Annotated in this window: 29 protein-coding genes; 21 read left to right on the top strand and 8 right to left on the bottom strand. The window is 58.7% G+C overall.

What is annotated here, in order from left to right; translation table 11 throughout:
- Positions 1–11: 11 nt before the first annotated feature.
- On the bottom strand, positions 12–1,139 hold the full coding sequence (dnaN, locus tag L6963_RS10940; RefSeq protein ID WP_237187032.1) for a DNA polymerase III subunit beta: 1,128 nt from the start codon (positions 1,137–1,139) through the stop codon (positions 12–14).
- Between the two features lie 458 nt (positions 1,140–1,597).
- The gene (gene dnaA / locus L6963_RS10935; RefSeq protein ID WP_423816801.1) at positions 1,598–3,169 is read right to left on the bottom strand and encodes a chromosomal replication initiator protein DnaA; all 1,572 of its coding nucleotides are present in this window, start codon (positions 3,167–3,169) and stop codon (positions 1,598–1,600) included.
- Positions 3,170–3,665: 496 nt separating this feature from the next.
- Here dnaA and rpmH point away from each other — a divergent pair, with 496 nt between their 5' ends.
- The 6 genes from rpmH to rsmG all read left to right on the top strand — a co-directional run bounded on the left by rpmH (position 3,666) and on the right by rsmG (position 6,905).
- A complete protein-coding gene (gene rpmH / locus L6963_RS10930; RefSeq protein ID WP_083091541.1) occupies positions 3,666–3,803 on the top strand; it encodes a 50S ribosomal protein L34 in 138 nt (45 codons plus the stop codon).
- 95 nt (positions 3,804–3,898) lie between these two features.
- Entirely contained in the window at positions 3,899–4,261 is a 363-nt protein-coding gene (gene rnpA, locus L6963_RS10925) for a ribonuclease P protein component (RefSeq protein ID WP_237197736.1), read from the top strand.
- A 3-nt stretch (positions 4,262–4,264) separates the two neighbouring features.
- Entirely contained in the window at positions 4,265–4,669 is a 405-nt protein-coding gene (yidD, locus tag L6963_RS10920) for a membrane protein insertion efficiency factor YidD (RefSeq protein ID WP_237197734.1), read from the top strand.
- A gap of 58 nt (positions 4,670–4,727) precedes the next feature.
- Positions 4,728–5,699 (top strand): membrane protein insertase YidC, encoded by a 972-nt coding sequence (yidC, locus tag L6963_RS10915; RefSeq protein ID WP_237197732.1) that lies wholly within the window; start codon positions 4,728–4,730, stop codon positions 5,697–5,699.
- A gap of 21 nt (positions 5,700–5,720) precedes the next feature.
- Positions 5,721–6,251 carry a protein jag gene (locus L6963_RS10910; RefSeq protein ID WP_237197730.1) on the top strand — a complete coding sequence of 177 codons (531 nt, stop codon included), beginning with the start codon at positions 5,721–5,723 and terminating at the stop codon, positions 6,249–6,251.
- Positions 6,252–6,254: 3 nt separating this feature from the next.
- On the top strand, positions 6,255–6,905 hold the full coding sequence (rsmG, locus tag L6963_RS10905; RefSeq protein WP_237197728.1) for a 16S rRNA (guanine(527)-N(7))-methyltransferase RsmG: 651 nt from the start codon (positions 6,255–6,257) through the stop codon (positions 6,903–6,905).
- 65 nt (positions 6,906–6,970) lie between these two features.
- On the opposite strand, the gene L6963_RS10900 is transcribed toward rsmG, so the two are convergent.
- Positions 6,971–7,492 carry a GNAT family N-acetyltransferase gene (locus tag L6963_RS10900; RefSeq protein ID WP_237207652.1) on the bottom strand — a complete coding sequence of 174 codons (522 nt, stop codon included), beginning with the start codon at positions 7,490–7,492 and terminating at the stop codon, positions 6,971–6,973.
- Between the two features lie 392 nt (positions 7,493–7,884).
- On the opposite strand from L6963_RS10900, the gene L6963_RS10895 reads away from it, so the two are divergent.
- From L6963_RS10895 to L6963_RS10880, 4 genes are all read left to right on the top strand, one after another.
- Positions 7,885–8,664: a ParA family protein gene (locus tag L6963_RS10895; protein WP_237207660.1), complete on the top strand. Its 780-nt coding sequence runs from the start codon at positions 7,885–7,887 to the stop codon at positions 8,662–8,664.
- 199 nt (positions 8,665–8,863) lie between these two features.
- Complete coding sequence (locus L6963_RS10890; protein ID WP_237207651.1) at positions 8,864–9,973, top strand: ParB/RepB/Spo0J family partition protein; 1,110 nt, start codon at positions 8,864–8,866, stop codon at positions 9,971–9,973.
- Positions 9,974–10,406: 433 nt separating this feature from the next.
- A complete protein-coding gene (locus L6963_RS10885; protein WP_237207650.1) occupies positions 10,407–10,730 on the top strand; it encodes a hypothetical protein in 324 nt (107 codons plus the stop codon).
- 121 nt (positions 10,731–10,851) lie between these two features.
- Positions 10,852–11,130 (top strand): hypothetical protein, encoded by a 279-nt coding sequence (locus L6963_RS10880; protein ID WP_237197721.1) that lies wholly within the window; start codon positions 10,852–10,854, stop codon positions 11,128–11,130.
- Between the two features lie 462 nt (positions 11,131–11,592).
- Here L6963_RS10880 and trxA read toward each other — a convergent pair whose 3' ends face one another.
- The 5 genes from trxA to L6963_RS10855 form a co-directional block, all read right to left on the bottom strand.
- Positions 11,593–11,913: a thioredoxin gene (trxA, locus tag L6963_RS10875; RefSeq protein ID WP_185173759.1), complete on the bottom strand. Its 321-nt coding sequence runs from the start codon at positions 11,911–11,913 to the stop codon at positions 11,593–11,595.
- 35 nt (positions 11,914–11,948) lie between these two features.
- Positions 11,949–12,983, bottom strand: a complete 1,035-nt coding sequence (gene trxB, locus L6963_RS10870; protein WP_237207648.1) for a thioredoxin-disulfide reductase — start codon at positions 12,981–12,983, stop codon at positions 11,949–11,951.
- Between the two features lie 96 nt (positions 12,984–13,079).
- A complete protein-coding gene (locus L6963_RS10865) occupies positions 13,080–14,342 on the bottom strand; it encodes a serine/threonine protein kinase (RefSeq protein ID WP_237207647.1) in 1,263 nt (420 codons plus the stop codon).
- Positions 14,343–14,391: 49 nt separating this feature from the next.
- Positions 14,392–16,074 (bottom strand): murein biosynthesis integral membrane protein MurJ, encoded by a 1,683-nt coding sequence (murJ, locus tag L6963_RS10860; RefSeq protein ID WP_237207646.1) that lies wholly within the window; start codon positions 16,072–16,074, stop codon positions 14,392–14,394.
- 24 nt (positions 16,075–16,098) lie between these two features.
- Positions 16,099–16,602 (bottom strand): NUDIX domain-containing protein, encoded by a 504-nt coding sequence (locus tag L6963_RS10855; protein WP_237207645.1) that lies wholly within the window; start codon positions 16,600–16,602, stop codon positions 16,099–16,101.
- Positions 16,603–16,694: 92 nt separating this feature from the next.
- Here L6963_RS10855 and L6963_RS10850 point away from each other — a divergent pair, with 92 nt between their 5' ends.
- From L6963_RS10850 to rplI, 11 genes are all read left to right on the top strand, one after another.
- Positions 16,695–18,101 carry a CCA tRNA nucleotidyltransferase gene (locus L6963_RS10850; protein WP_237199870.1) on the top strand — a complete coding sequence of 469 codons (1,407 nt, stop codon included), beginning with the start codon at positions 16,695–16,697 and terminating at the stop codon, positions 18,099–18,101.
- Positions 18,102–18,166: 65 nt separating this feature from the next.
- Positions 18,167–18,745, top strand: a complete 579-nt coding sequence (locus L6963_RS10845; protein ID WP_237207644.1) for a helix-turn-helix domain-containing protein — start codon at positions 18,167–18,169, stop codon at positions 18,743–18,745.
- Between the two features lie 25 nt (positions 18,746–18,770).
- Entirely contained in the window at positions 18,771–19,391 is a 621-nt protein-coding gene (locus L6963_RS10840) for a hypothetical protein (protein WP_237197707.1), read from the top strand.
- 95 nt (positions 19,392–19,486) lie between these two features.
- Positions 19,487–20,503 carry an ABC transporter ATP-binding protein gene (locus L6963_RS10835; protein WP_237207642.1) on the top strand — a complete coding sequence of 339 codons (1,017 nt, stop codon included), beginning with the start codon at positions 19,487–19,489 and terminating at the stop codon, positions 20,501–20,503.
- 2 nt (positions 20,504–20,505) lie between these two features.
- Complete coding sequence (locus tag L6963_RS10830; RefSeq protein WP_237207641.1) at positions 20,506–21,402, top strand: ABC transporter permease subunit; 897 nt, start codon at positions 20,506–20,508, stop codon at positions 21,400–21,402.
- Positions 21,403–21,492: 90 nt separating this feature from the next.
- Positions 21,493–22,767, top strand: coding sequence for a hypothetical protein (locus L6963_RS10825; protein WP_237207640.1), 1,275 nt, complete (start codon positions 21,493–21,495; stop codon positions 22,765–22,767).
- A 25-nt stretch (positions 22,768–22,792) separates the two neighbouring features.
- On the top strand, positions 22,793–23,146 hold the full coding sequence (locus tag L6963_RS10820; protein WP_237187013.1) for a TM2 domain-containing protein: 354 nt from the start codon (positions 22,793–22,795) through the stop codon (positions 23,144–23,146).
- A gap of 176 nt (positions 23,147–23,322) precedes the next feature.
- Positions 23,323–23,628: a 30S ribosomal protein S6 gene (gene rpsF / locus L6963_RS10815; RefSeq protein ID WP_135011322.1), complete on the top strand. Its 306-nt coding sequence runs from the start codon at positions 23,323–23,325 to the stop codon at positions 23,626–23,628.
- A gap of 88 nt (positions 23,629–23,716) precedes the next feature.
- Positions 23,717–24,385, top strand: a complete 669-nt coding sequence (locus L6963_RS10810; protein ID WP_237207639.1) for a single-stranded DNA-binding protein — start codon at positions 23,717–23,719, stop codon at positions 24,383–24,385.
- 129 nt (positions 24,386–24,514) lie between these two features.
- Positions 24,515–24,751 carry a 30S ribosomal protein S18 gene (gene rpsR / locus L6963_RS10805; protein ID WP_004005948.1) on the top strand — a complete coding sequence of 79 codons (237 nt, stop codon included), beginning with the start codon at positions 24,515–24,517 and terminating at the stop codon, positions 24,749–24,751.
- Positions 24,752–24,773: 22 nt separating this feature from the next.
- Positions 24,774–25,223 carry a 50S ribosomal protein L9 gene (gene rplI / locus L6963_RS10800; RefSeq protein ID WP_135011324.1) on the top strand — a complete coding sequence of 150 codons (450 nt, stop codon included), beginning with the start codon at positions 24,774–24,776 and terminating at the stop codon, positions 25,221–25,223.
- Positions 25,224–25,315 lie beyond the last annotated feature (92 nt).

Raw genomic sequence — 25,315 nt, 5'->3', positions numbered from 1 at the left:
GACCTGCGGTTTTACTGGTTCTGCAGGCGGATAGGCATGAGCAGGTAGCGGTAGTTCTTCTCGTCCTCAGCCTGCCAGTCGTCCTGTTCCGAGAGCACAACGGGCTTGCGGGGGTCGGTGAAGGAGAAGCGCACAAATTTGTTGGCCGCGAAGGTGTGCAGACCTTCGGAGAGGTAGCTGGGGTTGAAGGCTACGGTGATGTCGTCGCCGTGCAGGTGGGCCTGCAGTACCTCGGTTGCCTGGGCGTCCTCACCGGTGCCGGCGTCCAGGGTGACCTGGCCCTGGCTGAAGGCCAGGCGGACGGGGGTGTTGCGTTCAGCGACCAGGGAGACGCGGCGGACGGCCTCCATGAGGTCGGAAGTGCGGACGATAGCGTGAACAGGGGTAACTTCGGGGAAGAGGGAACGAATCTTGGGGTACTCGCCATCGACCAGCAGGCTGGTGGTACGGCGGGAGTCAGATTCAAAGCCGATGAGCTCATGGGCATCTGACAGGGCGATGGACAGTTCCCCTGCACCACCCAGGGTCTTGGCGACCTCAGAAAGAGTCTTAGCCTTGACCAGCGCAGCGGTTGAGATAGAAGCGTCTGCGGGGTTCCAGGTCAGCTCGCGCATGGCCAGACGGTAGCGGTCGGTTGCGAGCAGGGTGATCTGGTCACCCTCGATTTCCATGCGTACACCGGTCAGAATCGGCAGGGTGTCGTCCTTCGACGCTGCTACCGACACCTGGGTAACAGCCTTGGCGAACTCAGAGCCCTCAACGGTACCTGATACCGCGGGGAGGGCAGGTAGCTCGGGGTAGTCAGCTACAGGCATGGACGACAGGTTGAAGTTAGAAGAACCGCAGGAGAGGTGAACCTTGCCCTCACGCAGTTCAAAGAGCACGTCAGACTTGGGCAGCGAACGGCAGATATCGGCAAGCAGACGGCCAGATACCAGGGCTTCGCCTTCTTCAGCGATATCGGCTGCGATGTTGAGTTTGGCTGAGGTCTCGTAGTCGAAGCTGGCGATAGACACTTCACCGGCTGCTGCCTTGATGAGCAGGCCAGAGAGTACCGGTACAGGCGGACGGGGGGAGAGGGAGCGGGCAGTCCAGCTGACGGCCTCGGCCAAAGTATCGCGTTCGACAGTAAATTTCACTGGAGCACCTTCCAAAGCTTTAAACATGAGAAGCCCTTAAACGGGCACAGTTCAGGTGTCCAGTCTACCGGACTACCTTGGCACTAAAGCTGTTTTTCTGTAATTACAAGCCGTGACCCTGAACCAAAGAGCCCTCACGAAAATCTGTAATTACAAGAGCCCAACCCCACCCGGCAGCACAAGCACAGATTTTTGTTATTTGACGTTTTTTCTTTAAGAATCGTAGTGTTAATAACCCTTGTGAAAACTGTGGAAAACCCCGTTTGAGCCCGGAATCTCAACCAAGTGCTTGTGGGGTGCCTGTGCAGAAAACCCGTCTCCACTGTGAATGAATAGTGGATGGATATTTATGCATTCACTGAACTGCACAGGCTTTGCATATTCATGCACTTAACATCCACATTAAAACCCCTTAAATCTCAAAGTTACCCACAACCCTGTGACTAGGCCTTTTAGGGTTAGGATGCGTCGCGTGACCCCTGCTTAATACGGTTGGTAAGCTCTGTGACCTGGTTAAAGATAGGTCGACGCTCCGCCATGAGGTTACGAATCTTGCGATCTGCGTACATCACGGTGGTATGGTCACGGTCGCCCAGCTCCTGGCCGATACGGGGCAGCGACATATCGGTAAGCTCTCGCAGCAGATACATGGCAATCTGACGAGCGTTCACCAGAGTCCGGCTACGGGACTTTGACCGCAGATCATCAATCGTCACGTCAAAGTACTCTGCCGTCGCCTGCAACACCTGCGATGCCGTAATCTCCTGGGCGCCGTCGTCTAGCAGCAGATCCTTGAGCACCTGCTCCGCCAGCTGCATATCCACCGGCTGCCCCTGCAAGGAGGCAAAAGCGGTCACACGAATCAGTGCGCCCTCCAGCTCACGAATATTGGTGGAGATGTGCGAGGCAATGTATTCCATCACGTCATCGGGCACATCAAGACCCTCGTTCTGAGCCTTCTTACTCAGAATCGCGATACGGGTTTCGAGCTCCGGCGGCTGCACATCGGTAATCAGACCCCACTCAAAACGCGAGCGCATACGCTCGGCAAAACCGGTCAGCTGCTTGGGCGGCAGGTCAGAGGTAATGACCACCTGCTTCTGGTGGTTGTGCAGGGCGTTGAAGGTATGGAAGAACTCTTCCTGGGTACTGTCTTTCCCAGCCAGGAACTGAATGTCGTCGATCAGGAGCATGTCGACATTGCGGTAAATCTGCTTGAAAGTAATGCCGTTGTTATCGCGAATAGAGTTGATGAAATCGTTGGTGAACTCCTCAGAATTCACGTAGCGCACCCGCAAACCGGGGTAGAGGCTCTTAGCATAGTGGCCAATGGCGTGCAGCAGGTGGGTCTTACCCAGACCCGAGCCGCCGTAGATAAAGAGGGGATTGTAGGCAGACGCCGGGGTTTCGGACACCGCGAAGGCGGCTGCGTGGGCAAAACGGTTGGACTGGCCAATCACAAAGCTGTCGAAGGTGTACTTGGGGTTCAGGCGCGCGGTGGAGTCCCAGGTCTTTGCCTCCCCCGTCTCCGCGGGTGCCTCGACCAGCTCGCCTGCCTCAACAGGCTCTTCAAGAGGCTCCACCTCGTGGTTGACCTGGGCAAATTCGGTAGCCGCCGGTGCCTGCCCAAAGGCAGGAGCGGCGTCCGGACGCTGGTGGGCAGCTTCGTCGAAACCGGTGTGGGAAGCCGGATCCCGCTCAACGGACACCGGGAAAGACGGAGCAGCAGGACGCTCGGTTGCGGGCAGCGACACCTTCTCAGGAGAATTCTCGAGGCTGGTATCAATAATGAAAGCCTCGGTCACCCCCTGGCCAAAGGTCGCGGTAATAGCCTCCTGCAGGGTCTCCTTCAGCTCGTGCTGAAAAATATCGCGGGTAAACTCGCTCGGCACCGCAATCAGCAGCACATTACCCATAAAAGCGTGAGGCTGAGCCAGGCCAATATGCGCACGGTGACGCTGAGCCACCGAAGTATCTGCCCGCAACAGGGTTACCAGGTGCATCCACTTCTTCTGAAGCTCCGGGTCCATATAATCGCCCACTGGCTCTCCTTTAATCTCAGGTCACGCAAAAAACTTACCCACAGCTTAGCCGCAGGGCCCACCGATTTATCACCATGTTATCCACAGGGTGGAAAACTTGTGATTTAACGAGGGGAGTACCTGTTTACAGTATGTGATTAAACCGCGCACCGCTAGCTCAAAACCGCAGTTTTTGTAACTTACAACTTTCCCCGGTGCGCCTGTGGATAACTCTCGCTAGGGCGAGCGCGCTCGCAAGCTATCCACAGGTGTGGGCAAACTCTCCCACCTACCTGTGATTAAAGACCTACCCCTAGCGGGCTTGACCTTATATCGCAACCTCTTCTAGAGTTGTTTAGTCAAAGTGTGCTAGGACTATGCCTATATCTAAGGCCTGATATCCGCCCCTTACGCGGCGGAGCTAACACACGAGCAAGAAGCGTCAACCTGTTCGAAGAACTGTTGAAAGGTTGGCCCCCGTACCAACCATTTTTGGAGTAACCAAATGAGCAAGCGGACTTTCCAGCCGAATAACCGCCGCCGCGCCAAGAAGCACGGCTTCCGTCTTCGCATGCGCACCCGTGCAGGCCGCGCCATCCTCGCGAACCGTCGTTCAAAGGGCCGCGCAAGCCTCTCAGCATAAGGCTTCACATCTCCTCGCCTCGGCCTAGCCCCTTGTGCAGGCCAGCGTGATCACGCAGCCCGCCGAGAGACGACCGAAAAGACAAAGGAGACTACGTGCTGGCACAACAGCACCGGATGCGAGCTTCGGCTCAATTCTCAGCAACTACACGTTCCGGCGCCCGCTCAGGGCGTCGGAACTTAGTTCTATATACAGCCAAAACAGGCGAAGAACCAACCATCATCGGTTTCATCGTCTCCAAGGCCGTCGGTAACGCCGTTACCCGCAATAAAACCAAGCGGCGCCTCCGTGAGATCATCGCCCCCTTCGTCGCCGAAAACCCCATCGGCTACCGGGTGGTTGTGCGCGCCCTGCCGCCGGCAGCGTCCGCCACCTACACCGACCTCGAAACAGACCTGACCAGCGCGCTGGCCACCACCCTTAAAAAACTCGGTGCCACCGCCCGAGAGGAACTCTAACCCATGGGCACCTCCCACCAGCACCCCAGCGGGGCCCCCGCGGACGAAGACGTCCTACTCGATAAGGCCCCCCACGAGTTCGTCGTACCCACCACCCTCGTTCAGGCAGCTATCACCCTGCCCCAGAACGTCCTCATCGCTTTCATCAAGGTCTACCGCGCCATCGTCTCGCCGCTCTACGGCAACGTCTGCCGGTACTATCCGAGCTGCTCAGCCTACGGGCTCGAAGCACTCACCACCCACGGCGCCATACGCGGGCTCTCACTGACCGTCCGCCGTCTACTGCGCTGCCACCCCTGGGCCACCGGAGGCCTCGACCCGGTTCCACCCGGACGGCGCACCTTCGCCCCCGGCACCGAACCCAAAATAATACTTCTAAACCACCCGCACCAGCACCTGAACCACTAACAGGCACTGGCTGCAGTCCACCACAACCGGCTCACATACCCGAGCCAGGGAGAGAACTATGTTCGACATCATTCTCTGGCCCTTCAAATGGATCGTTTCGGCGATTCTCTGGGCATTCCACGAACTCTTCACCGCCATCGGCATGGACCCCGCGTCCGGCGTCACCTGGGTGCTGGCCATCATCGGCCTGACCCTGGTCATGCGAACCCTCACCATCCCGCTCTTCATGAAGCAAATCAAGGCCATGCGCGGTATGCAGGAGCTGCAGCCTGAACTGGCCAAGCTCCAGGCCAAGTACAAGGGCAAGACCGACCAGCTCTCCCGCCAGGCCATGGCTCAGGAGCAGATGGAACTCTACCGCAAGACCGGCTCCAACCCCCTGGCCTCCTGCATGCCCATCCTGGTGCAGATGCCCATCTTCTTCGGCCTCTTCCAGGTGCTCAACGGCGTACCCAGCGCAGCTGCCAACAACGAGAGCATCTTGATGCTCTCCAACGACAAGGTTGAGCAGTTCAACGACGCCTACATCTTCGGCGCCCCCCTCTTCTCCACTATGATGCGCCCCGGCGACGGTAACCACGCAGCGACCATCATCATCGCCGCCATCATGGTCGTGCTCATGAGCGCCACCCAGTTCTACATCACCAAGCAGCTCTCGGTGAAGAACATGTCGGACGCCGCCAAGCAGTCCCCCATGTACCGCCAGCAGCAGATTATGCTCTACGTGCTGCCCCTGGTCTTCGCCATCTCGGGTATCAACTTCCCCCTGGGCGTGCTCGTCTACTGGACCGTCTCCAACTTCTGGTCACTGGGCCAGCAGTACTGGGTCATCAAGAACAACCCCACCCCCGGCTCTCAGGCCGAGCGTGAGCTCAACGAGCGCCGCGCCGCCAAGGGCCTGCCCCCCGTTGGTAAGACCAAGGAGCAGCACGAAGCTGAGCTCGAAGCCCAGCGTGAGCGTGCCAACCGCGGCCAGCGTCAGCAGCCCATGAGCAAGAAGCGCCAAAAGCAGCAGAACAAGAAGAAATAGCGGCAGCTACAGGAGGAACCCATGACTGAAGCCTACGAAGAAACCGCCGCAGACAGCGTCCTTGAAGACGCCGCAGAGCAGGGCTTTGAGGACGAAGGCGACATCGCCGCCGACTACCTCGAAGAACTTCTCGACATCGCAGACATCGACGGCGACATCGACATTGAGGTGCGCAACGGCCGCACCTACCTCTCGGTCGTCACCGAGGACGGCAACAACACCGAGCTTGCCGCCCTCGTGGGCGAGGACGGCGAAGTGCTGGATGCCCTGCAGGAGCTCGTGCGCCTCTCGGTGCTCGCTGCCACCGGCCAGCGCACCCGCCTGATTCTGGACATCGCTGAGCACCGTGCCGGCCGTCAGAAGGCCCTCGTTGACATGGCAGAGACCGCCATTGCCCGCGTCAAAGAAACCGGCGACGAGGTGCACCTGGAGCCCCTGGGCTCCTACGAGCGTAAGCTCGTGCACGACATCGTGGCAGCCCACGGCCTCTACTCAGAGTCAGAAGGCGCTGGCCCCGACCGTCACATCGTCATCATGCCGGCGGAGGACTAAACCATGAGCGAAGCAACCACCGACCTTCCCGAACTGGCTGGCCCTACCCTGGTAGCTGCCGACCAGATCTTCGGTGACCGCCTGCCTTTGGCAGAGCGCTACGTGGAGCACCTGGCTACCAGCGGCATCGAACGCGGCCTCATCGGCCCCCGCGAGGTTCCCCGCCTCTGGGAGCGCCACGTGCTCAACTGCGCCGTGGTTGAGGAGTTCATCGAGGACGGCGCCCGCGTCGCCGACGTGGGCTCAGGAGCGGGCCTTCCCGGCCTCTGCCTGGCCATTGCCCGCCCCGACCTCAAACTGACCCTCATCGAGCCCCTGGAGCGCCGCGTCATCTGGCTAACCGAGGTTGTGGACGACCTCGGGCTCGATAACGTCGATATTCTGCGCTCGCGCGCTGAGCAGGCCGTAGGTCAGGTTGACGCTGACTACGTGACCGCCCGTGCCGTCTCAGCCCTCGTTGGCCTGCTGGACATCACCCTGCCGATTCTGCGCGGCACTGGCCAGCTACTGGCCCTCAAGGGCCGTAGCGCGGCTGACGAAATCACCAAGGCTAAGAAGAAGCTCAATAAGTACGGCGCTCGCGAGACCGAAATTCTGGTCGCTGGCGAGACCCTGCTCGAAGAGCCCACCACCGTGGTTCGAGTAAGCCTCTAGGCTTTAGACCAGGACGGCACAGCCCGGCTTCCCTGTAGAGGGAAGCCGGGCTTTTTATGTGGAATCTATCGGGGGTCTCTTCTGAAAATGAACTCGTAGTCTTGAGTGGAGCCGACCGTGAAGTAGTAGTCACCAACGCGCGCAAAGCCGTAGCGGCTGTAGAGGCGCTGTGCGCCGTAGTTTTCAGACCAGACCCCCAGCCAGAGGGAGCGATAGGGGTACTCGCGCTCCAGCCACTCCAGGGCTGTCTCTAGCAGGCTGGTGCCCAGCCCTGAGCCCTGCTGGTCCGCTAAGACGTAGAGGCGTTTGAGTTCACCGTCCTGGTCGCTGCAATCAGGGTGGGGGAGGCCAGCAGGGCCTGCCATGACGTAGCCCAGTGGGGTGCCGGCGTCCGTATCTTCTGCCAGCCAGATGGCGGTGCGGGGGTCTGTGAGATAGGCGAGATAGTTTTCGGCGGTGTAGGTGGTGGAGAGGTAATACTCTAGGTCTTCGGGCGGGTAGTAGTTGAAGGTCTGCGCATAGGTGGTGGCAGACAGGGCAGCCAGGGTCTGGGCGTCGTGGGGGAGGGCTCTGCGAATGGTGATCATGGTCAGTGATTATAGGGGTGTACAAAGTGTTTCACGTGAAACACGGTTTTTTATCTGTAAAACAACTTAATTATGGTGTTTATTTTTCGATATTTCGAGAGGTGGGGGAGAGCGGGTAACCTTAGATAAGCGAGACCACCACACCTACCGAGGGAGCATAGCCGGTGTCTACCATCTCCAATATCCCCGATTTTGGGCTGCCACCTGAACCCCAGGACGCCCTGGCCAAACCTGACCGAGGCTCACATGTTTCACGTGAAACACGCGAAAAGTTGGAGCGCACTGATGCCGCGGCCGCCCAGAATAACCCCATCACCCAGCAGGCTCGCTCGGCCAAGCAACAGTTCGAAGAGCTAGCCAGCGAAACCCTCAATCGCCCCCGAGAAACCCGCATCTTCACCATCTCTAACCAGAAGGGCGGGGTGGGTAAAACATCAACCGCAGTAAACCTTGCCGCGGCGCTCGCCCTCAAGGGCATGAACGTGCTGGTCATAGATAACGACCCCCAGGGTAATGCCTCGACCGCATTGGGCATAGAACACGGGGTGGAGGTTCCCTCTACCTACGATGTACTGATTGACGACAAGCCCCTGGCAGATATTGTGCAGCCCTGCCCCGATATCGAAAACCTCTGGTGCGCTCCGGCCAATATCGATCTTGCGGGAGCCGAGATTGAACTGGTTTCTATGGTGGCTCGAGAGACCCGTTTGAAGACCGCTGTCTCTGATTATGCTGCCGCGCGAGAAGCTGCCGGACTGCCGCGTCTGGATTATATCTTTATCGACTGCCCTCCCTCGCTAGGGCTGCTCACCATCAATGCCTTCTGCGCTGCCCGGGAGGTGCTCATTCCCATTCAGTGTGAGTACTATGCCCTGGAAGGTCTGAGCCAGCTGCTCAAAAATATTGGCATGATTCAAAAGCACCTCAACTCTGATCTGCACATCAGCACTATCTTGCTCACCATGTACGACGGTCGCACCAACCTCTCGTCTCAGGTGGCTGACGAAGTACGTGAACACTTCCCTGAACAGGTACTTGAAACCGCGATTCCCCGCTCTGTGCGCATCTCTGAAGCTCCCAGCTACCAGCAAACCGTGATGAGCTATGACCCCGCATCACCCGGTGCCGTGGCCTACCTGAAGGCTGCCATGGAAATGGCAAAAAGAGCGTAAACACCTTTTCTTCGATGTTTTAATAAATATCTAAAGAAAGGCAAGGCAGGGTCGCAGCGAGCGTGAGCCTGCGTAGCCTTTCGAACAAGCTCAGTAAGAATGACGGCGCCTTGTGTTTGAACAGGGCGCCGTTGGTCTATGCGGGGGAGCTGACTCCACTAGACTTGGGTGAGGAAAACTTTTGAGTACGGAGGTCAACGTGGCAGAGAAGAAACGCGGTCTAGGTCGTGGCTTAGGAGCTCTCATTCCAGAGAGCGCTAAGCCCCCGGTGGAGCAGAAAAGCACCGAGTCGGTAGAGAGTGAACAGCTAGATTTGGATCTAGGTGTAGAGGCTCCTGCCCCCGCCCAGAAGAGCGTTTCACGTGAAACATCAAAGAAGAAGCGGGCAGACATGGGAGCTGCCCTGCGCACCGCAACCGGTTCCCGGCGTCCTGTCGATTTCTTCTTTGGCGATGAGACTGCCGCCGCAGGCGATGGTTTGGTACCTGTGCCCGGTGCTGATTTTGCTACCCTCAACGTCACCGACATTCACCCTAATCGCAAGCAGCCCCGTACTGACTTTGACGAGCACGACATGCAGGAGCTGGTGCATTCCATCAAGGAAATCGGCGTACTGCAGCCGATTGTTGTGCGCCCCAGCCGGGAGAGTGGCACTGAAAAGTACGAGCTTATTATGGGTGAGCGTCGCTGGCGCGCTACCCAGCGCGCGGGCCTGACCACTATTCCGGCGATTATTCGTGAGACCCAGGACGAAGACCTGCTACGGGATGCCCTGCTGGAGAACCTGCACCGGTCGCAGCTTAACCCCATAGAAGAAGCTGCCGCCTACCAGCAGCTTTTGGAAGAGTTTGGAACCACCCAGGAACAGTTGGCCCAGCGTATCGGTCGTTCTCGCCCGCAGATTTCAAATACTATCCGCCTGCTGAAGCTGCCTGCCCTGGTGCAGCGCCGGGTTGCTGCCGGTACCATTTCTTCGGGTCATGCCCGTGCCCTGCTGGGGCTGAAAAAGGCCGCTGATATTGAGACTCTGGCCCAGAAAATCGTCAATGAGGGTCTGTCTGTGCGTGCCGTTGAAGAGCTCGTAGCTGCAGGATCTTCGGCTGAGCCCGAGCGAACCAAGAAGAGCACCAAGGTTCAGGATCACTCTGAACGACTGGATTATCTGGCAGATGCCCTCGCAGACAAGCTGGATACCAACGTCAAAATTAATCTGGGAGCCCGTAAGGGCAAGATGACCATTGAGTTCGCCTCGGTGGATGACCTCAACCGAATTCTTGACATCATTGATCCCAAGCTCAAGAAAAAATAGGGGAGCGGTCAGCCTGAGCTGGCTGGCCTGTCCGTGAGACCTGGAAGCGGTACCTGTTCGAAGCGCAGGTACCGCTTCTTTATGTTTCACGTGAAACGTGGCGTATGTGGGTGACCTTGAATGGAAATCTAGGTTTTTTGGGCTTGCGGAGAGGTGTAAAAGTGCTGTGCGGTCGCCTGAGGGTCTTAAAGGGAGTTCACCTTACTCAGATATCGGTTAAGTCGCGTTAGGCGCTGAGAGTGGCTTCTAGAGCTCCAGTTTTTTGCGGTAGGGACCAAAATTCTCCCGATTTCCTCGATGGTGCGCGTGCAATCGGAACTAATTTGGTCCCTTCTCGTCGGGAGACTCTGATTTTTCTAACTCGCAGTAAATATTGTGTGAGGTTTGGGTGGGGGCTGTTCTATACTGGGGGTATCACAAGGAGGTGATAACGATGAATTTTTTCTATGAACTTATTTCCTGGTTTGGTGTTTTTATTATTTACGGTTTGATGTTTCTTGCCTTTATTGTCATTGTGCGCCGTGTGGTTATTAAAGAAAAACCTAAAGCAGGAAAATCTAAAAATAAATCTGCCACTAGTAAAGGTGATATATTTTCCGGTGATAAGTCGACGTTGGGTGATGGTTTAGCTCAGCCCATGGAATTATATGGTTCTTCTTTTGCTCCCGGACGGTCGGCAAGATTTGAAGCGCCCCAGAAAAGCGGCAGGGAGAGCTCGTCAATTCATGACCCTGGCAAGGACCCTCTAGAATCTTAAAAGCACCTCTCTAGGGTTGAATTATTGTAAATTCTGAGATTTTTCGCTGTTTCACGTGAAACATAACCCAATTTTCAAGCTGCCCTTTGCTGAATATATATCGTGTGTGGAGGTTGATAATATGTCTAAAAAATTATTTTTTATAGCCCTCTCCCTGTGGGTATTTGTTGCCTTTATTGAAGTATTTGTTTTTTCTCGTATGTTTACTTCGTGTCCAACAAATCTAGATTCAATCTATGGAGATGCCGGAGTTTCTCTTATTCCGCTGGGATATACCTGCACTTGGGATTCTTTTCCTCAGGGGGTGGTGGTGAAAAGTTACCCGCCTCTATCGACCCTGTTGACACCGTTGGTGCTTTTGTTGTGGGGATTTAGTCTTCTTGGTAAGAAAAAGAAATGAGATTCGTGTAAAACGAATAGAGTGATATTTCAAAATATCTGTTGCGTGCATGCACCATCTGTTGCACGTATGCAACAGATGTTTTAGGTGAGACATGTGGATATACCTGAACTCATCCGTGAAGTAGCCAAACAGTCTACCCCACCCTGCCAGAAAACCTGCCTCAAACTCGTCCTGAAGTAGCCCAATGGTTAGCTCGCTATGAGCGGTGGGGAATTACCCCAGAAGCTCCCCTCCGCGCCGCATACATTGGGGTAATGACGAGGAGTAAATCTTTGCCTACTTTTGCTCCGCAATGCGACTTCAGTTCTATTTTGATGGAAACAGCGGTCAAGCTGCTGAGTTTCACGTGAAACATCCCGGCCCTCTTCTGGTGTCTCTGGTAGCCTTCTCTGGCTACAAACAAGCCCCTCAGCAGGAAGCTGAGGGGCTTGTCAGGGGTTTCTAGGGAAGCAGCAAAGCCTACTTGAGGAACTCCGCAAACTCCTGCTCCAGGGCAGCCTTGGGCTTAGCGCCGACGGTCTGCTTGGCAACCTCGCCGTCCTTGAAGACGTAGATGGCGGGGATAGAGGTAATACCGTACTTCATTGCGGTTGCGGGGTTGTTCTCAACGTCGAGCTTGAGCACCTTGACCTTATCGCCGTACTCTTCACCGAGCTGGTCGATGATGGGGCCGACCATGCGGCAGGGGCCGCACCATTCAGCCCAGAAATCGACGATGACGGGCTTGTCTGACTTCAGAACCTCGTCAGCAAAAGTAGCGTCAGTAACCTGCTGTGCCATGATAAATAACCTTTCGTAGAGGGGCTAGGGGAGGCTTAGAGGGCCTCAAGATAGTGCTGGGCATCCAGGGCTGCAACGCAGCCTGAACCGGCTGCGGTGATGGCCTGGCGGTAGGTGGGGTCGATGACGTCACCTGCGGCAAAGACACCGGGAATAGAGGTGCGTGAAGAGCGGCCCTCTACGGCGATGGTGCCGGCCTCGGTCAGCTCCAGCTGGCCCTGCACCAAGGAAGTGCGGGGGTCTGAGCCGATAGCAACGAAGACACCCTCAACATCCAGGGTGGTTTCCTCACCGGTCTTCACATTCGACAGGGTCAGGCCAGAAACCTTCTCGTCGCCGTCAATGGTCTTGACGACCGAATCCCAGATAACCTCAATCTTCTCGTGAGCCAGGGCGCGCTGGGCCATGATCTCAGAAGCGCGGAATGAATCGCGGCGGTGAACCAGGTAGACCTTAGACGCAAAAGCGGTCAGGAACAGGGCTTCTTCGAGGGCGGAGTCACCGCCACCGATAACAGCCAGTGCCTTCTCCTTGAAGAAGAAACCGTCGCAGGTAGCGCACCAGGAGACGCCGTGGCCGGAGAGCCGGGATTCGCCGTCCACACCCAGCTTGCGGTACTCAGAACCGGTGGAAATAATGACGGTCTTCGCCAGGTGAACTGACCCGTCGGTCAGAATAACCTTCTTGACGTCACCCTCGAGCTCAACCTCGGCGACGTCCTCATAACGAATATCTGCGCCGAAACGCTCTGCCTGGGCGCCGATGTTGGTCATCAGCTCGGGGCCCTGAATACCGTTGATGAAGCCGGGGAAGTTCTCAACCTCGGTGGTGGTCATCAGGTCGCCACCGGGAGAGATCGATGAGGCAAAGAGGACGGGGTTGAGGTTGGCGCGGGCGGTGTAGATAGCGGCAGTGTAGCCGGAGGGGCCTGAGCCAACAATGATGACGTTGTGAACGGTCTGATCGTCGTTCTGGGCGGTAGCGTCGGGGGCGGTAGTGGTGGCTGAGCCTGCCAGGTTGAGGCCGGCAGCGGCGCCGCCGAAGAGGCCGCCGAGTGCGTTGTCGGTCATTGTTCTCCTTGGTGTTGATTTGGTGCGCTATGGGTATGGAACGGCGGGTGGGTGGGGTTTATTCCCAACCCACCCGCCGGCGGTGTAGCTTGTGTATTACTTGACGGAAATTTCTGCCAGTCGCAGGCCGTAGACGTAGCCCGGGACGATGGGCTGGCTCAGCTGCGGGGCGCTGGTGAACTGAACGATGATGTATTCGGTTTTGCCGTCCTGGGCGTCCTTGTTGAGCTGGACGGTGGTGTCGCCGGTGGCTGCGAAGCTACCGGAGCCGATTTCGGTGGCTCCCTCGATGGAGGCTGAGTCGTTGGCGTAGATGGTGAAAGCGCCGCCTACACCCGATACCTGGTTGATGGTGATGCTGTTGACGGTGGTTGCCTCGTCGAGCTTGGCTGAGAGGTAGAAGGAGTCGGTGAGGCCGCCGAAGTTAGCAGAACCGAAAGCTAGGGAGAGCCAGGTGGTAGAGGCGTTACCGTCGGTCAGGTTGCCCAGCAGGGAGTCACTTTCTGCCATGAGGGTGGGAGCGGACGGCACCGTGCGGGTGAAGGTGCCCTCAATCTTGGGGGTGGGCAGGGCAGTTTCACTGGGGGTTGCTGAGGCGGACGCGCTCGCTGAGGCGCTTGCCGAGGCACTGGCTGACGCGGTGGCTACGGCGGTGCCGTTGGCGTCGAGTACCTGCTTTGAGGCGTCAGAGTCCACCATGCCGCCGAGGCTGGCAAAGACGGCTCCGGCGCCGATAACGAGCAGCAGGACGGCCGCGATACCAACGACCCACATGCCACCGTTGCGTTCGGTGGGCTCGTCACCCTCGTAGTAGCCCTCTTCTTCGGCATCGTATTCTTCGAACTCGTCGGCGGGCTCTTCCTCTGCGGCGGAGAGGTTGCGGGTGGCAGAGATGGAGGTTGCACCCGCTACTGCTGCGGCACCTGCTGCCGCGCCGGCGTCCTGACCCTGTTCAGCGGTCTTTTCCTTGGCCACCACGTAGGTATTGGGGGCGGTCATGGAGCCGGTGTCGCCAAAGATTTCTTCGCCGAACTCTTCAGCGGAGTTGCTGCCGCCCTCGGTCAGGAGCACATCGAGCAGGGTGTCGGGGCGGGAATGGGAGGTAATCAGGTAGGTGCGCTCGCTGTGGTTGCCCAGGTCGAGCACCTGCACAGCGGAACGGGAAAGCGCGCTGGAGTTGCGGGCGTTGGTGACCAGCAGACGGTTGTGGTCGGGGGCAGCTACAACGATGGAGACCTTGCGGCCGAGTACCGTATCAAGGCCGTCGAGCACGGCGTCACCGCTGGCTGTGTCGAGCAGGTGCGCGGTGACTTTGTAGCGATCTCCCAGCAGGGTGTTGAGGGGAATCTGCTGTGTCAAGTGGGGCCTCCCGTTGCGAATGGGTGAGTGATTGGTTAGGTTACTGAGTTTACCCTCTGTGGCGGGCAGCGGGGCGGCGCATACCGATTTTCGCCATAATCGGGTTCATGAGGGTGTCGAGTTCGCGCACGCGGAAGAGCATGAGCATGGCGTAGTAGGCAATGGCCATGACGATGCCGCCTGTAAGGACGGTGATGAAGGCGCTCCCTCGTGAGGCCCAGGCGAAGCCGTCGAAGGTGTAGCCGCCCAGCAGGTAGAGGGCGGCGGCGCCGGCCAGACCTGCGCCGATAGAGGCGAAGGAGACGCGGGCGTGGGTTGAGACGAGTTCGCGCACCCCGTAGTCGCCGAGACGGCGGGCAAGGACGCGGTGGCTCAGGTAGACCGCCAGGACGTTCTGCAGGGCGTAGGTGAGGGCTAGGCCGTAGATGATGTGCTGGGGTGCTAGGCGGGAGGCGATGAAGCCCATGGCCACGATAACCACAGCCGAGAAGAGCTGGATGTAGAAGGGGGTTTTGGCGTCTTCTTGGGAGTAGAAGACACGGCCCATCATAAAGGCGATGGTGAGGAAGGGCCCGCCCAGGGCGATGACGGCGATGGTCTGGCCGATGACCGCTCCCGCTTGCTGGGAGCCGCCGCCGAAGATCATGCCGATGGGCCCGGCGAAGACAATGAGGGCTACTGCGCAGAAGATGGTGGCGATGGAGGCAGTGCGTAGGCCGGACGAGAGCGCGGCTGCTACCGAGGTATGGTCGTCGTCTTGGGAAGCGGCAGACATGCGGTTGAAAAGCACCGTGGCGATGGAAAGACCAATGACGCCGTGGGGCAGGGAGTAGAGCATGGAGGAATAGTTCAGGGCCTGCACACCGGGAATCTGCACGCCCATGGCCAGGAAGTCCTCGCGGGCGCCGACCACACCGGCTGCAACCTTGGCCAGGTAGAGGAAGGCCAGGTTGGAGACGACACCGGTGGCCAGCGTCCACCCCGCCAGGTTAGCTGCGGTGCCCAGGCCGATGCCGCGCCAGCCAAACTTGGGGCGCAGCTTCAGACCCACCTTGCGCAGGGGGATAAAGAGAATGAGGGCCTGCAGTGCTACACCCAGGGTTGCTGAACCTGCCAGCACCAGGGTCTGGGTGGACGTCCAGCTCTCCAGGTTATGGAAGGGCGGGTTGGTGGTGACGTCCTGGGGGCCAAAGGCCATGATGAAAACGACCAGGGCGGCGATAGCCACCACGTTGTTGAGGACGGGGGCCCACATGTACCAGCCGAAGGCCCCTCGGGCGTTCAGCACCTGGCCCAGCACCGTGTAGAGGCCGTAGAAGAAAATCTGGGGCAGGCACCAGAGCGCAAAAATCCAGCCGAAGTGTTGCTGCTCGGGCGTCCACTTACTACCCATGACCGCAATGATGGGCCACGAGAAGAGCAGGACCACAGCAGTCACCGCGGCGATACCGCTGACCGCCAGCGTCACCAGGCGCGAGACGTAGTCGGAGCCGCCGTCATCGTGTTTGGCAGCCTTAATGATTTGAGGCACCAGGACGGCGTTAAAAATACCGCCAGCTACCAGCACATAAATCAGGTTGGGCAGGGTGTTAGCGGTTTCAAAAATATCGCCCACGGTAGTGGTGGCACCGAGAGCAACAGTAATCAGGAAGGTTTTGACGAAGCCCAGAACCCTCGAAACGAGCGTACCAGCGGCCATAATTGCGCTGGATAAAGCACCGGAACGTGCCACGGGAATCCTTATCTACTCAGTCAGCTAGGAGAGCTGGTGAATGATGTACTCACGGGCAATCTCAGCGATGCGCCGCTCATTGGGGAAGGAGAGTTTACGCCCCAAATCATCGATGTTGACCCAGGCGACGTCAACCGCCTCGTGGTCAGGGTCGTTCTCGGTGGTGAGCTCGCCACCGGTTGCAGAGAACAAGAAATGGTGAACCGTCTTATGCACGCGGTGCCCTGAAACGTTGAACCAGTAGTCAATGGACCCCAGCGAGGTAATCACGTCGCCAGAGATGCCGGTTTCTTCTTCAATTTCGCGGGCCGCAGCTGCCACCTTGGACTCGTCCCCCTCGGGGTGGCCCTTAGGTAGGCACCATTCCAGACGCCCGCCGCGGTTGATGCGGGCGATGATGGCAACGGGCAGGTTGCGGTCGTCAAAGTTGACGATGACGCCGCCTGCAGAGACCTCCTCAACCGTGGGCATGGCAGCAACGGGCGTGAAAGCCCGCTTCTTTGGTGCCCGGGGAATAGGAAAAGTCATGTCTCTACCTTAACCGATAGAGAGGGGTGATGTTTTAAAAGTTGAGGGTGTAAGTGGTAACTTATGCGGTTTGCTGGCACGATTGAAGGGTTATGGCGCATGTTTTTGATACTTCCCTCATTCACCCGGTAGCACTTGAGGCGGGCGAGTTGTTTGCCCGCGCTGGCTTCGAGCTGGCCCTGGTGGGCGGGCCCGTCCGTGACCTGTTTTTGGGGGAAACTTCGGTAGATTTGGACTTCACTACCAATGCCACTCCCGATGAAACCCTGGCTGTGGTGGACGGCTGGGCTGACGCTACCTGGGAGATCGGCAAGGAGTACGGAACCATCGGCATCCGCAAGGGCAACGAGATGGTTGAAATCACCACCTACCGTGCTGAAAAGTACGACCCTGATTCCCGCAAGCCGGTTGTTGCCTTCGGTACAGACTTGAAGGAAGACCTCTTCCGCCGCGACTTCACCATCAACTCTATGGCCCTGCGCCTGCCCTCCCTTGAACTGGTTGACCCCTTTGGGGGTCAGGAGGACCTGCAGAAGGGCATTATTCGCACCCCCGGTACCCCGCAGGCGTCCTTTTCGGATGACCCTCTGCGCATGATGCGCGCCGCCCGCTTCGCCTCCCGCCTGGATATTGACCTGGCCCCCGAGGTTTTTGAGGCCATGGTTGATATGGCCGACCGTATTCAGATTATTTCGGCTGAGCGCGTGCGAGATGAGCTGGTCAAGCTCATCTGCGGTACCGCCCCCCGCCGCGGTGTTGACCTGCTCGTGGAGTCGGGGCTGGCGTCCTTTGTTCTGCCCGAAATCCCGGCGCTCAAGCTGGAGGTCGACGAGCACCACCGCCACAAGGACGTCTACCAGCACTCTCTGACCGTCATGGAACAGGCTGCCGCCCTCGAAACCGGTGCGGACGGCGCTGTGCCCGGCCCCGACTTCATCCTGCGCTTTGCCGCTCTCATGCACGATATTGGCAAGCCCGCCACCCGCAAGTTTGAGAGCAACGGGGCTGTGAGCTTCCTGCACCACGACGTGGTGGGGGCTAAGCTCACCAAGAAGCGCATGCGCGAGCTGCGCTTTGATAACGACACCATCAAGGCTGTCGCTCGCCTGGTAGAGCTCCACATGCGCTTCTACGGTTACGGGGACGCCGGCTGGTCGGACTCTGCGGTGCGCCGCTACGTACGCGACGCAGGGGACCTACTGGAGCGCCTGCACCGGCTGACCCGGGCGGACGTCACCACCCGCAACAAGCGCAAGGCCAACCGCATCGCGTCCGCCTACGACGACCTAGAGCGCCGCATCGCAGAGCTGGCCGAGCAAGAGGAGCTGGACGCTATCCGCCCCGACCTGGACGGCGAAGAAATCATGGCGATTCTGGGCATCAAGCCCGGCCCGCAGGTGGGGCAGGCATATAAGTTCCTGCTCAACCTGCGCCTGGATGAAGGCGCCCTGGGCAAGGAAGAAGCAACGGCCCGCCTACTGGAGTGGAGCAAAAAGTAAGGCCAGAAACTTGGATATAAGAATATAGCCTTATATATGGATATATAAGGCTATATGCTTATCTTATGTTTGTTCTGACTGTTGACCAGGTGGGCTCATCCGGTGATAAGGATCGAATCCCCGACCTCTTTACCCTTCTCGATGGGCTAGAGGGTGGTGGCGCCCCAGTCCGTCCATTCCAGCGCACCGCAGGCGACGAAGCCCAAGCGGTGTTTGACGACCCAGCTGCTGCGCTTGTAACCGCTCTTGCCCTGGTGCGCACCGGTCACTGGTACGTGGGCATAGGGGAGGGCCCGGTAAACGTCCCGCTACCTGCAGAAACTCGGGCAGGGGCCGGGCCCGCTTTTGAGTACGCCCGCAGAGCGGTTGAGCGGGCTAAAAAAACAAAAGGACGCTGCTGCTTCGCTGGGTCTGTAGCGGTAGCTCAGCTGGTTGATAGAGCCCTGAGCCTGCTCGCCCGTCTTGAAATAGACCGGCAAGAAACCCGCCAGCAGGCAGGAGAAATGGCTCGTCAGGGGTTGTCTCAGAAACAGATAGCTGAAAAACTTGGGATAAGTCAGTCTGCCGTGAGCCAGCGGCTCAGTGAGGGCTACTGGTCTGAAACACGAGCCCTGATAGACGAACTGGTAGAGATCCTGCGGTAGTGAAACTCAATGATGAGGGAGCTGTATGAGCGTCTTTTTAGCCTGTGCCTTAGCAGTCGTGGGTCTAGCGGGTATTCTGCCTAGCTTGCGACCCGCTCTCAAAAGAATGCCAGGAGCAGGGTTCCTGCTTATTCTTCAAACAGCACTAATGGTTACCGTACTCGTGGTAAGCCTCTATGGGTATATAGGCTCTTATCAGGAAATTGGGGTGCTGACCGTGTGTGCTGTTTGGGCCGCAGCTTGTGGCGGAAGTCTTCCTCTGGCAACTTTGCTAAACCGTATCGCACACCGTGAACCTGAAATCTCCGCTGGCTCTGACGACTCGAAGCAACTGCATGGGGCGATAACAACACCGGAAGGCGAACAGCTGCAGATTGAAGGAACGCTGAGTTCACCAAAAACACATGAGAGTGCTCTGTTAGCCGGTGGGCACTGGATTGGAATCTTTGAGCGCTTAACCATCGCTGTGCTGCTCGTCTTTGCACAGCCAGCACTTTTAGCAGCGGTGGTAGCAGTTAAGGGGCTGGCTCGTTACCCTGAGATTCGTGCAAAGAGCAGTCTCGCTGAAAAGTTCATTGTAGGAACTTTTGCATCGGCGCTCTGGGCAGGCCTATGCATCTTGCCCATACATCTGCTCCGTTCCTAAGGTGCATGAAGAACTCACCCCGCAGGCTGATGTTTTCTTCAACCTGACCCCCTAGTGTTAAAAGTGATACCGTCACGCACAACAAGGGGAGACCCATGCTCGAGGTCAGAAACCTCACCAAAACCTACGGCCCTAAAACGGCCGTCAACGACATCAGCTTCACCGTGCCCAACGGCCGAGTCACCGGCTTTCTCGGCCCCAACGGCGCCGGCAAATCCACCACCATGCGCATGCTGGTAGGGCTAGAAAAGCCCTCCAAGGGCAGCGCCCTGGTCGACGGCCAGCCCTACCGCTCCCTCAAGAGCCCGCTCACTTCTGTCGGTGCCCTCCTCGACGCCAAGGCCATGCACCCCGGGCGTAATGGGGCAGCCCACCTGCGCTCGCTGGCGCTGACGCACGGCATCCCGAAATCCCGTGTTGACGAGGTTATCGAGATGACAGGTCTGGCCGCTGTCTCGAAGAAGAAGGTCAAGGGCTTCTCCCTGGGTATGGGCCAGCGCATGGGTATCGCGGCCGCCCTGCTGGGTGACCCCCAGAACGTCATCCTCGATGAACCCGTCAACGGCCTTGACCCCGAAGGTGTTATCTGGGTGCGTAACCTTGCCCGCCACCTGGCTTCTGAGGGTCGGGCTGTGCTGATTTCTTCCCACTTGATGAGTGAGATGTCCCAGACTGCCGACGACCTCATCGTGATTGGCCGCGGCCGCCTGCTGGCTAACTGCTCCATGGAAGACTTCCTGAAGATCGGCGACGAAAATAAGGTTCTTGTGCGCACCGACGCCCGCGATACCTTCGCTACCGCCCTGAACGAAGCCGGCCACACCTTCACCGCCCTCGAAACGGACGGCCTGATGGTGGAGCAGGCGGACGCCCGCGACCTGGCCCGCCTGGCCCAGGGGGCCGGTGTGCTGCTGCACGAGCTCACCCCGCAGAAGTCCACCCTGGAGCAGGTCTACATGAACATGACCCGCGACGATGTGGAATACACCTCGGCTAGCTTCGCTACCCCTCAGCACGACGGTGGTACGGACGCCCCCGCTAGCTCCCAGCCCCCGGCGGGATCCCCCGCCCCGGCAACTCCCTGGTCCTCAACCTCAGCACAGGAGAACTAACCATGACCACTGCATCTGTTTCTCCCGCGTCCGCGCAGGTAAACCACTCCCGTTTTGCCGACCGCAAGCTGACCTTCTGGGGTGTGCTGCGCTCTGAGGTGCTGAAGTTCCGCACCCTAACCACCAACTGGGTCATGACCCTGATTCTGGCTGTGGTCATGGTGGGTATGGCCCCGCTGTACTCCCTCATGTTGAACTCCATGGCAGAGAGCGCTGAGATGATGGCCCAGGCCTCTGAGGGCATGGCCCAAACCAACGCCGGCATCGAGTCTATGACCAATATGGCATATGCACTAGGTGCTTCGGGTGTTGATCTGGCCAATATGCTGATTGCGGCTGTTGCAGCTGTATTTATCGGTGCTGAATATGCCACTCGGTCTATACATACTAGTCTGACCGTTGTTCCCCGCCGTTCATCGCTCTATATTGCCAAGCTGCTAGTTCTGAGCGTCTACGGCTTCGTGCTGGGCTTTGTGCTGGCTGCCCTGGCCTATGCTGCAGGCTACCCCGTGCTTGATTCAGCTATCCGAGACACCCTTGAATTCACCGACGGGCTGGTGCTCAACTGGGTGGCTGTGGGTATCTACTTCATGTTCATGACCTGGATGGGTTACGGCTTCGGTGCCCTCTTCCGTAATAACGCTGGCGGCATCGTCATGGTGGTCTTCCTGCTCTTCGTGCTGCCCATCATCGCCGCTATCTTCATGGGCCAGTTCGAGTGGGTGGCGGACGCCTACAACTACCTGCCCTCGGGCTTAGGCCGCGTCATTCTCACCTACGACCTGAGCTCAGATGCCGACATCAGCTACCTGGAAGGCGGCGCCTGGTTTGCCCTCTGGGCCGCTGTGCCCGCCCTGCTGGGCTACCTGCGGTTTACTCTTACCGATACCCGCGGCTAAAACTAGCTAGTTCTTGACTGGCATGGGTGGTGACTTCTTCTCAAGGGGAAAGAAGTCACCACCCTTATTGTTTGGCTTTACAATAGAGCTATGGTTGAGCGCAAGAAAAAGAATGGCGAACAGTGGCTGGCCCGTGCCGTCTCCCATGCCCGTCCCGAGGCTGTGCGCGACACCTTCACCACCTCCATCCAGCGAGTAAGCCGAATCCCGGGCCAGGTCGGGGAGTTCTCCGAGCGCGCCGCCGGCGTCCTTACCCGCAAGGACGCCCGCACCGTCCGCGTCCGCCTTACCCTCACCACCCTCTTTGTCACCCTGCTCGCCATACTGGTCGCCGCTGTGGGCAACTACCTCTCCCTCACCCACACCCCCGAAGATAGCGTCGACCGCTACATGAGCGCCCTCGAACGCGGCGACTACATCGCCGGCATCGACCGCGGTGCCTACAGCGACTTCACCTACACCTACCTCACCAACTCCATCTACCGCGCTGCCCAGGGGCGCGTAGAAAACTACACCATCACCGGCACCAGCAAGGACGCCACCGGGCAGGTTACAGCCAGCGTCCTCGCCACCGTGGCGGGGCAAGACCACCAGCTCACTCTGCCACTCACCCAGATACCCCGCACGGGGCCCTTCAACGACAGCTGGCAACTTGCCACCCCCGCCCAGTCCTACCTCACCCTCACCGCGCCGGTAGCGCTCGCCGGGGTGCAGGTCAACGGCCAGCCCCTCGACCTTCCCGTTACGCGCCGTACAGAAACAGAAGCCGGGTACCAGTGGGTAATCCCAACCCTGCCTGGCACCTACGATTTCACCCTGCCCAGCAGCTCCTACTACACCCTCAGGCATGCCGATCACACCGTCACCGCACCCCTGCCAGGTAGCGGAACAAGCACTCAGGAGCTCACCCTCGACGTGCGCCCATCCCCCCGCATGTGGAACGAAACCAACAACCTCATCACCTCCTGGCTAGAGCGTTGCGAAAGCGCCCGCCGCCTCGATGTTGCCGGGTGCCCCACCTCGGCCCTGCACGGGGAAGACTCGACAGCCACCATCAGCAACGTCTCCTGGGAACTCACCGACCGCCCCGCCTTCTACCTGGTGCCGGACCGCACCGACCCCCGAGTCTGGCGGGCTGCCCGCTACCGCCAAGCCACCTTCGAAGTTACCTACCTGGCTAACGGTAAAGCCCAACGAGAAATCATCCCTTTCTACATCAACGCTGAGGTAGTCTCAGATGGAGCCCAAGCTAGCATCAGCGTGGGCCTGGGCGGCAGCGAAGAAAGCGAAGCCCAGCTGCGCCAAGCCATCAACAGCGAAGACGCCGCCAAATCCACCCTCCAAAAATTTGTGGCCTCACTCTAGGCCCACCCTCTAAAGGCAGGAGACCATGCCCGAACAGCCCCAGCACTACCAGCCCACCTACATCAACAACCCCGGCCGCGCCCGCTCCTTTGCCCAGGGTCAGCCGGTCTACATCGTGCAGGCCAAGTCCACCCTGGTGGCCTACCTGCTTTTCTTCTTCCTCTGGTGGCTTGGGGCCCACAAGTTCTACCTGCGCCAGCCCATCATGGGCATCTTCTACATCGTGGGTAACCTCATCGCAGGCGGTATCACCGCGGCAGTGCCCTTCATTGGCTGGATCTTCTACATCCCCCTCGTCATCGTCATGATTTGGGACCTCTTCACCATCCCCGTACGCGTCGGCTACCTCAACGCCCTCGCTAACCGCCGCATCTACTAATGGTGCTGTGAACAACACCGTTTTAACCGCGCCACCCCTGCCCAAACCGGGCGTCCTGCGGTAAAGTTGGTCAAGTCTGTGCTGGCGCTCGGCCAACACCTGAGACCGGCCAGACCGTACGTAATCTCCTGCTATGGAAATCCCATAGCCGCTTAGCCCAAAGGAGGGGTTTAATCATGCGTGCATACGAACTGATGGTTATCCTCAACCCCGAGGTAGAGGACAAGGCTGTAGAGCCCACCCTCACCAAGTTCCTCGAAGTTGTCACCAAGGACAACGGCACCGTTGACAACATGGACATCTGGGGCCGCCGTAAGCTCGCTTACGAAATCCAGAAGAAGTCCGAAGGCATCTACGCCGTCGTTAACTTCACCTCAACCCCCGAGACTGCTGCTGAACTGGACCGCGTTCTGAACCTGAACGAATCCGTCATGCGCACCAAGATCATCCGCCCGGAAGATCAGCAGATCTCCTCCAAGTAAATGTTTGAGACGGGGCCCTGTTCACTAAAATGTCAGACCCCCGTGCAAAACTTCAAATACTTACTCTTATTACGACTGGAGGCATCACATGGCTGGCGATACCGTCATTACCGTCATCGGTAACCTGACCGGCGATCCTGAGCTTCGCTTCACCCCCAACGGTGCGGCGGTAGCTAACTTCACGATCGCTTCGACTCCCCGCAACTTCGACCGCGCATCGGGCGAATGGAAAGAAGGCGAAACCCTCTTCCTCCGCGCCAGCGTCTGGCGTGAAGCTGCTGAGAACGTCGCCGAGACCCTCAAGAAGGGCATGCGCGTGATTGCGCAAGGCCGTCTGAAGTCTCGCTCGTATGAAACCAAAGAAGGCGAACGCCGCACCAGCATGGAGCTAGAGATCGAGGAAATCGGTCCCTCACTCCGCTTCGCCTCCGCTAACGTATCCCGCAACCAGCGCTCAGGTGGCAACTTCGGTGGCGACCAGGGCTTCGGTGGCGGTTACGGTAACCAGCAGGGTGGCGGCTTCAACGCCGGCAACCAGGGTGGTTACGGTGGCGGCGCAGGCTACGGCAATCAGGGCGGCTACGGTGGTAACACCGGCGGCGCACAGCAGGGCAACTTCAATGCTGCCCCTGCCGCACCGGCAGCAGCCCCCCAGGCCGCACCGGCCCAGCAGGCACCTGCTGCTGACCCCTGGGGCCAGCAGTCCGGTGGCAACTACGACTGGGGCTCCGGCGCAGACGACGAACCTCCCTTCTAAACCTCGTGCAGGCACCGCCTGCACGGCAGAAGGAAAGGGGCGCCGGGCGTCCTTCTTTGAACCAAGACAAAATATTCATCCATCCCGCGGTTTATCCCGCGGGCTCCCACCAGAAAAAGGAGCACCACGATGGCTAAGGCTGAAATCCGCAAGCCCAAACCCAAGCAGAACCCCCTGAAGGCTGCTGACGTCACCGTAATCGACTACAAGGACGTCGCACTTCTGCGTAAGTTCATCTCCGACCGCGGCAAGATCCGTGCACGTCGCGTCACCGGCGTGACCGTTCAGGAACAGCGCAAGATCGCTCAGGCAATCAAGAACGCCCGCGAAGTTGCACTGCTGCCCTACTCAGGCGCTGGCCGCTAAATCGATAGGAGAGTAGAAGAACATGGCTAAGATCATTCTTACTCAGGAAGTCACCGGCCTCGGCGCCGCTGGCGACGTTGTAACCGTCAAGGACGGCTACGCACGTAACTACCTGCTGCCCCGCGGCTTCGCAGTCACCTGGACTGTAGGCGGCGAAAAGCAGGTTGAGTCCATCCGCGCAGCACGCGCTGCTCGCGCCAAGGCTAACCTCGAAGAAGCAAAGGCAACCGCAGCTGCTCTGTCAGCAAAGCCCGTTGTTGTTGCTCACAAGGCTGGCGCTGACGGCCGCCTCTTCGGCACCGTCAAGGCTGAGCACGTTGCTGACGCCATTGAGGCATCAGGCGCAGGCTCCGTCGACAAGCGTGCGATCAACCTCGGTTCCGCTATCAAGCGCACCGGCGTTTACACCGTTTCTGTGCGTCTGCACGAAGACGTTGTAGCTAACGTTGAGCTGGACGTTGTAGCCGAGTAATTCCCTTGAGGGCTATTCGCTAGGTTTCTAGCAGCATGAGGACGCCCCGTTCCCCCTTTCGTGGGGGAGCGGGGCGTTCTGCGTGTGGTGGG

It is taken from the genome of Rothia nasimurium (assembly GCF_928392795.1).
GTDB classification, from domain to species: domain Bacteria; phylum Actinomycetota; class Actinomycetes; order Actinomycetales; family Micrococcaceae; genus Rothia; species Rothia nasimurium_F.
The sequence above is the reverse complement of the archived record's forward strand: the minus strand, read 5'-3'. Positions and strand labels throughout refer to the sequence as shown.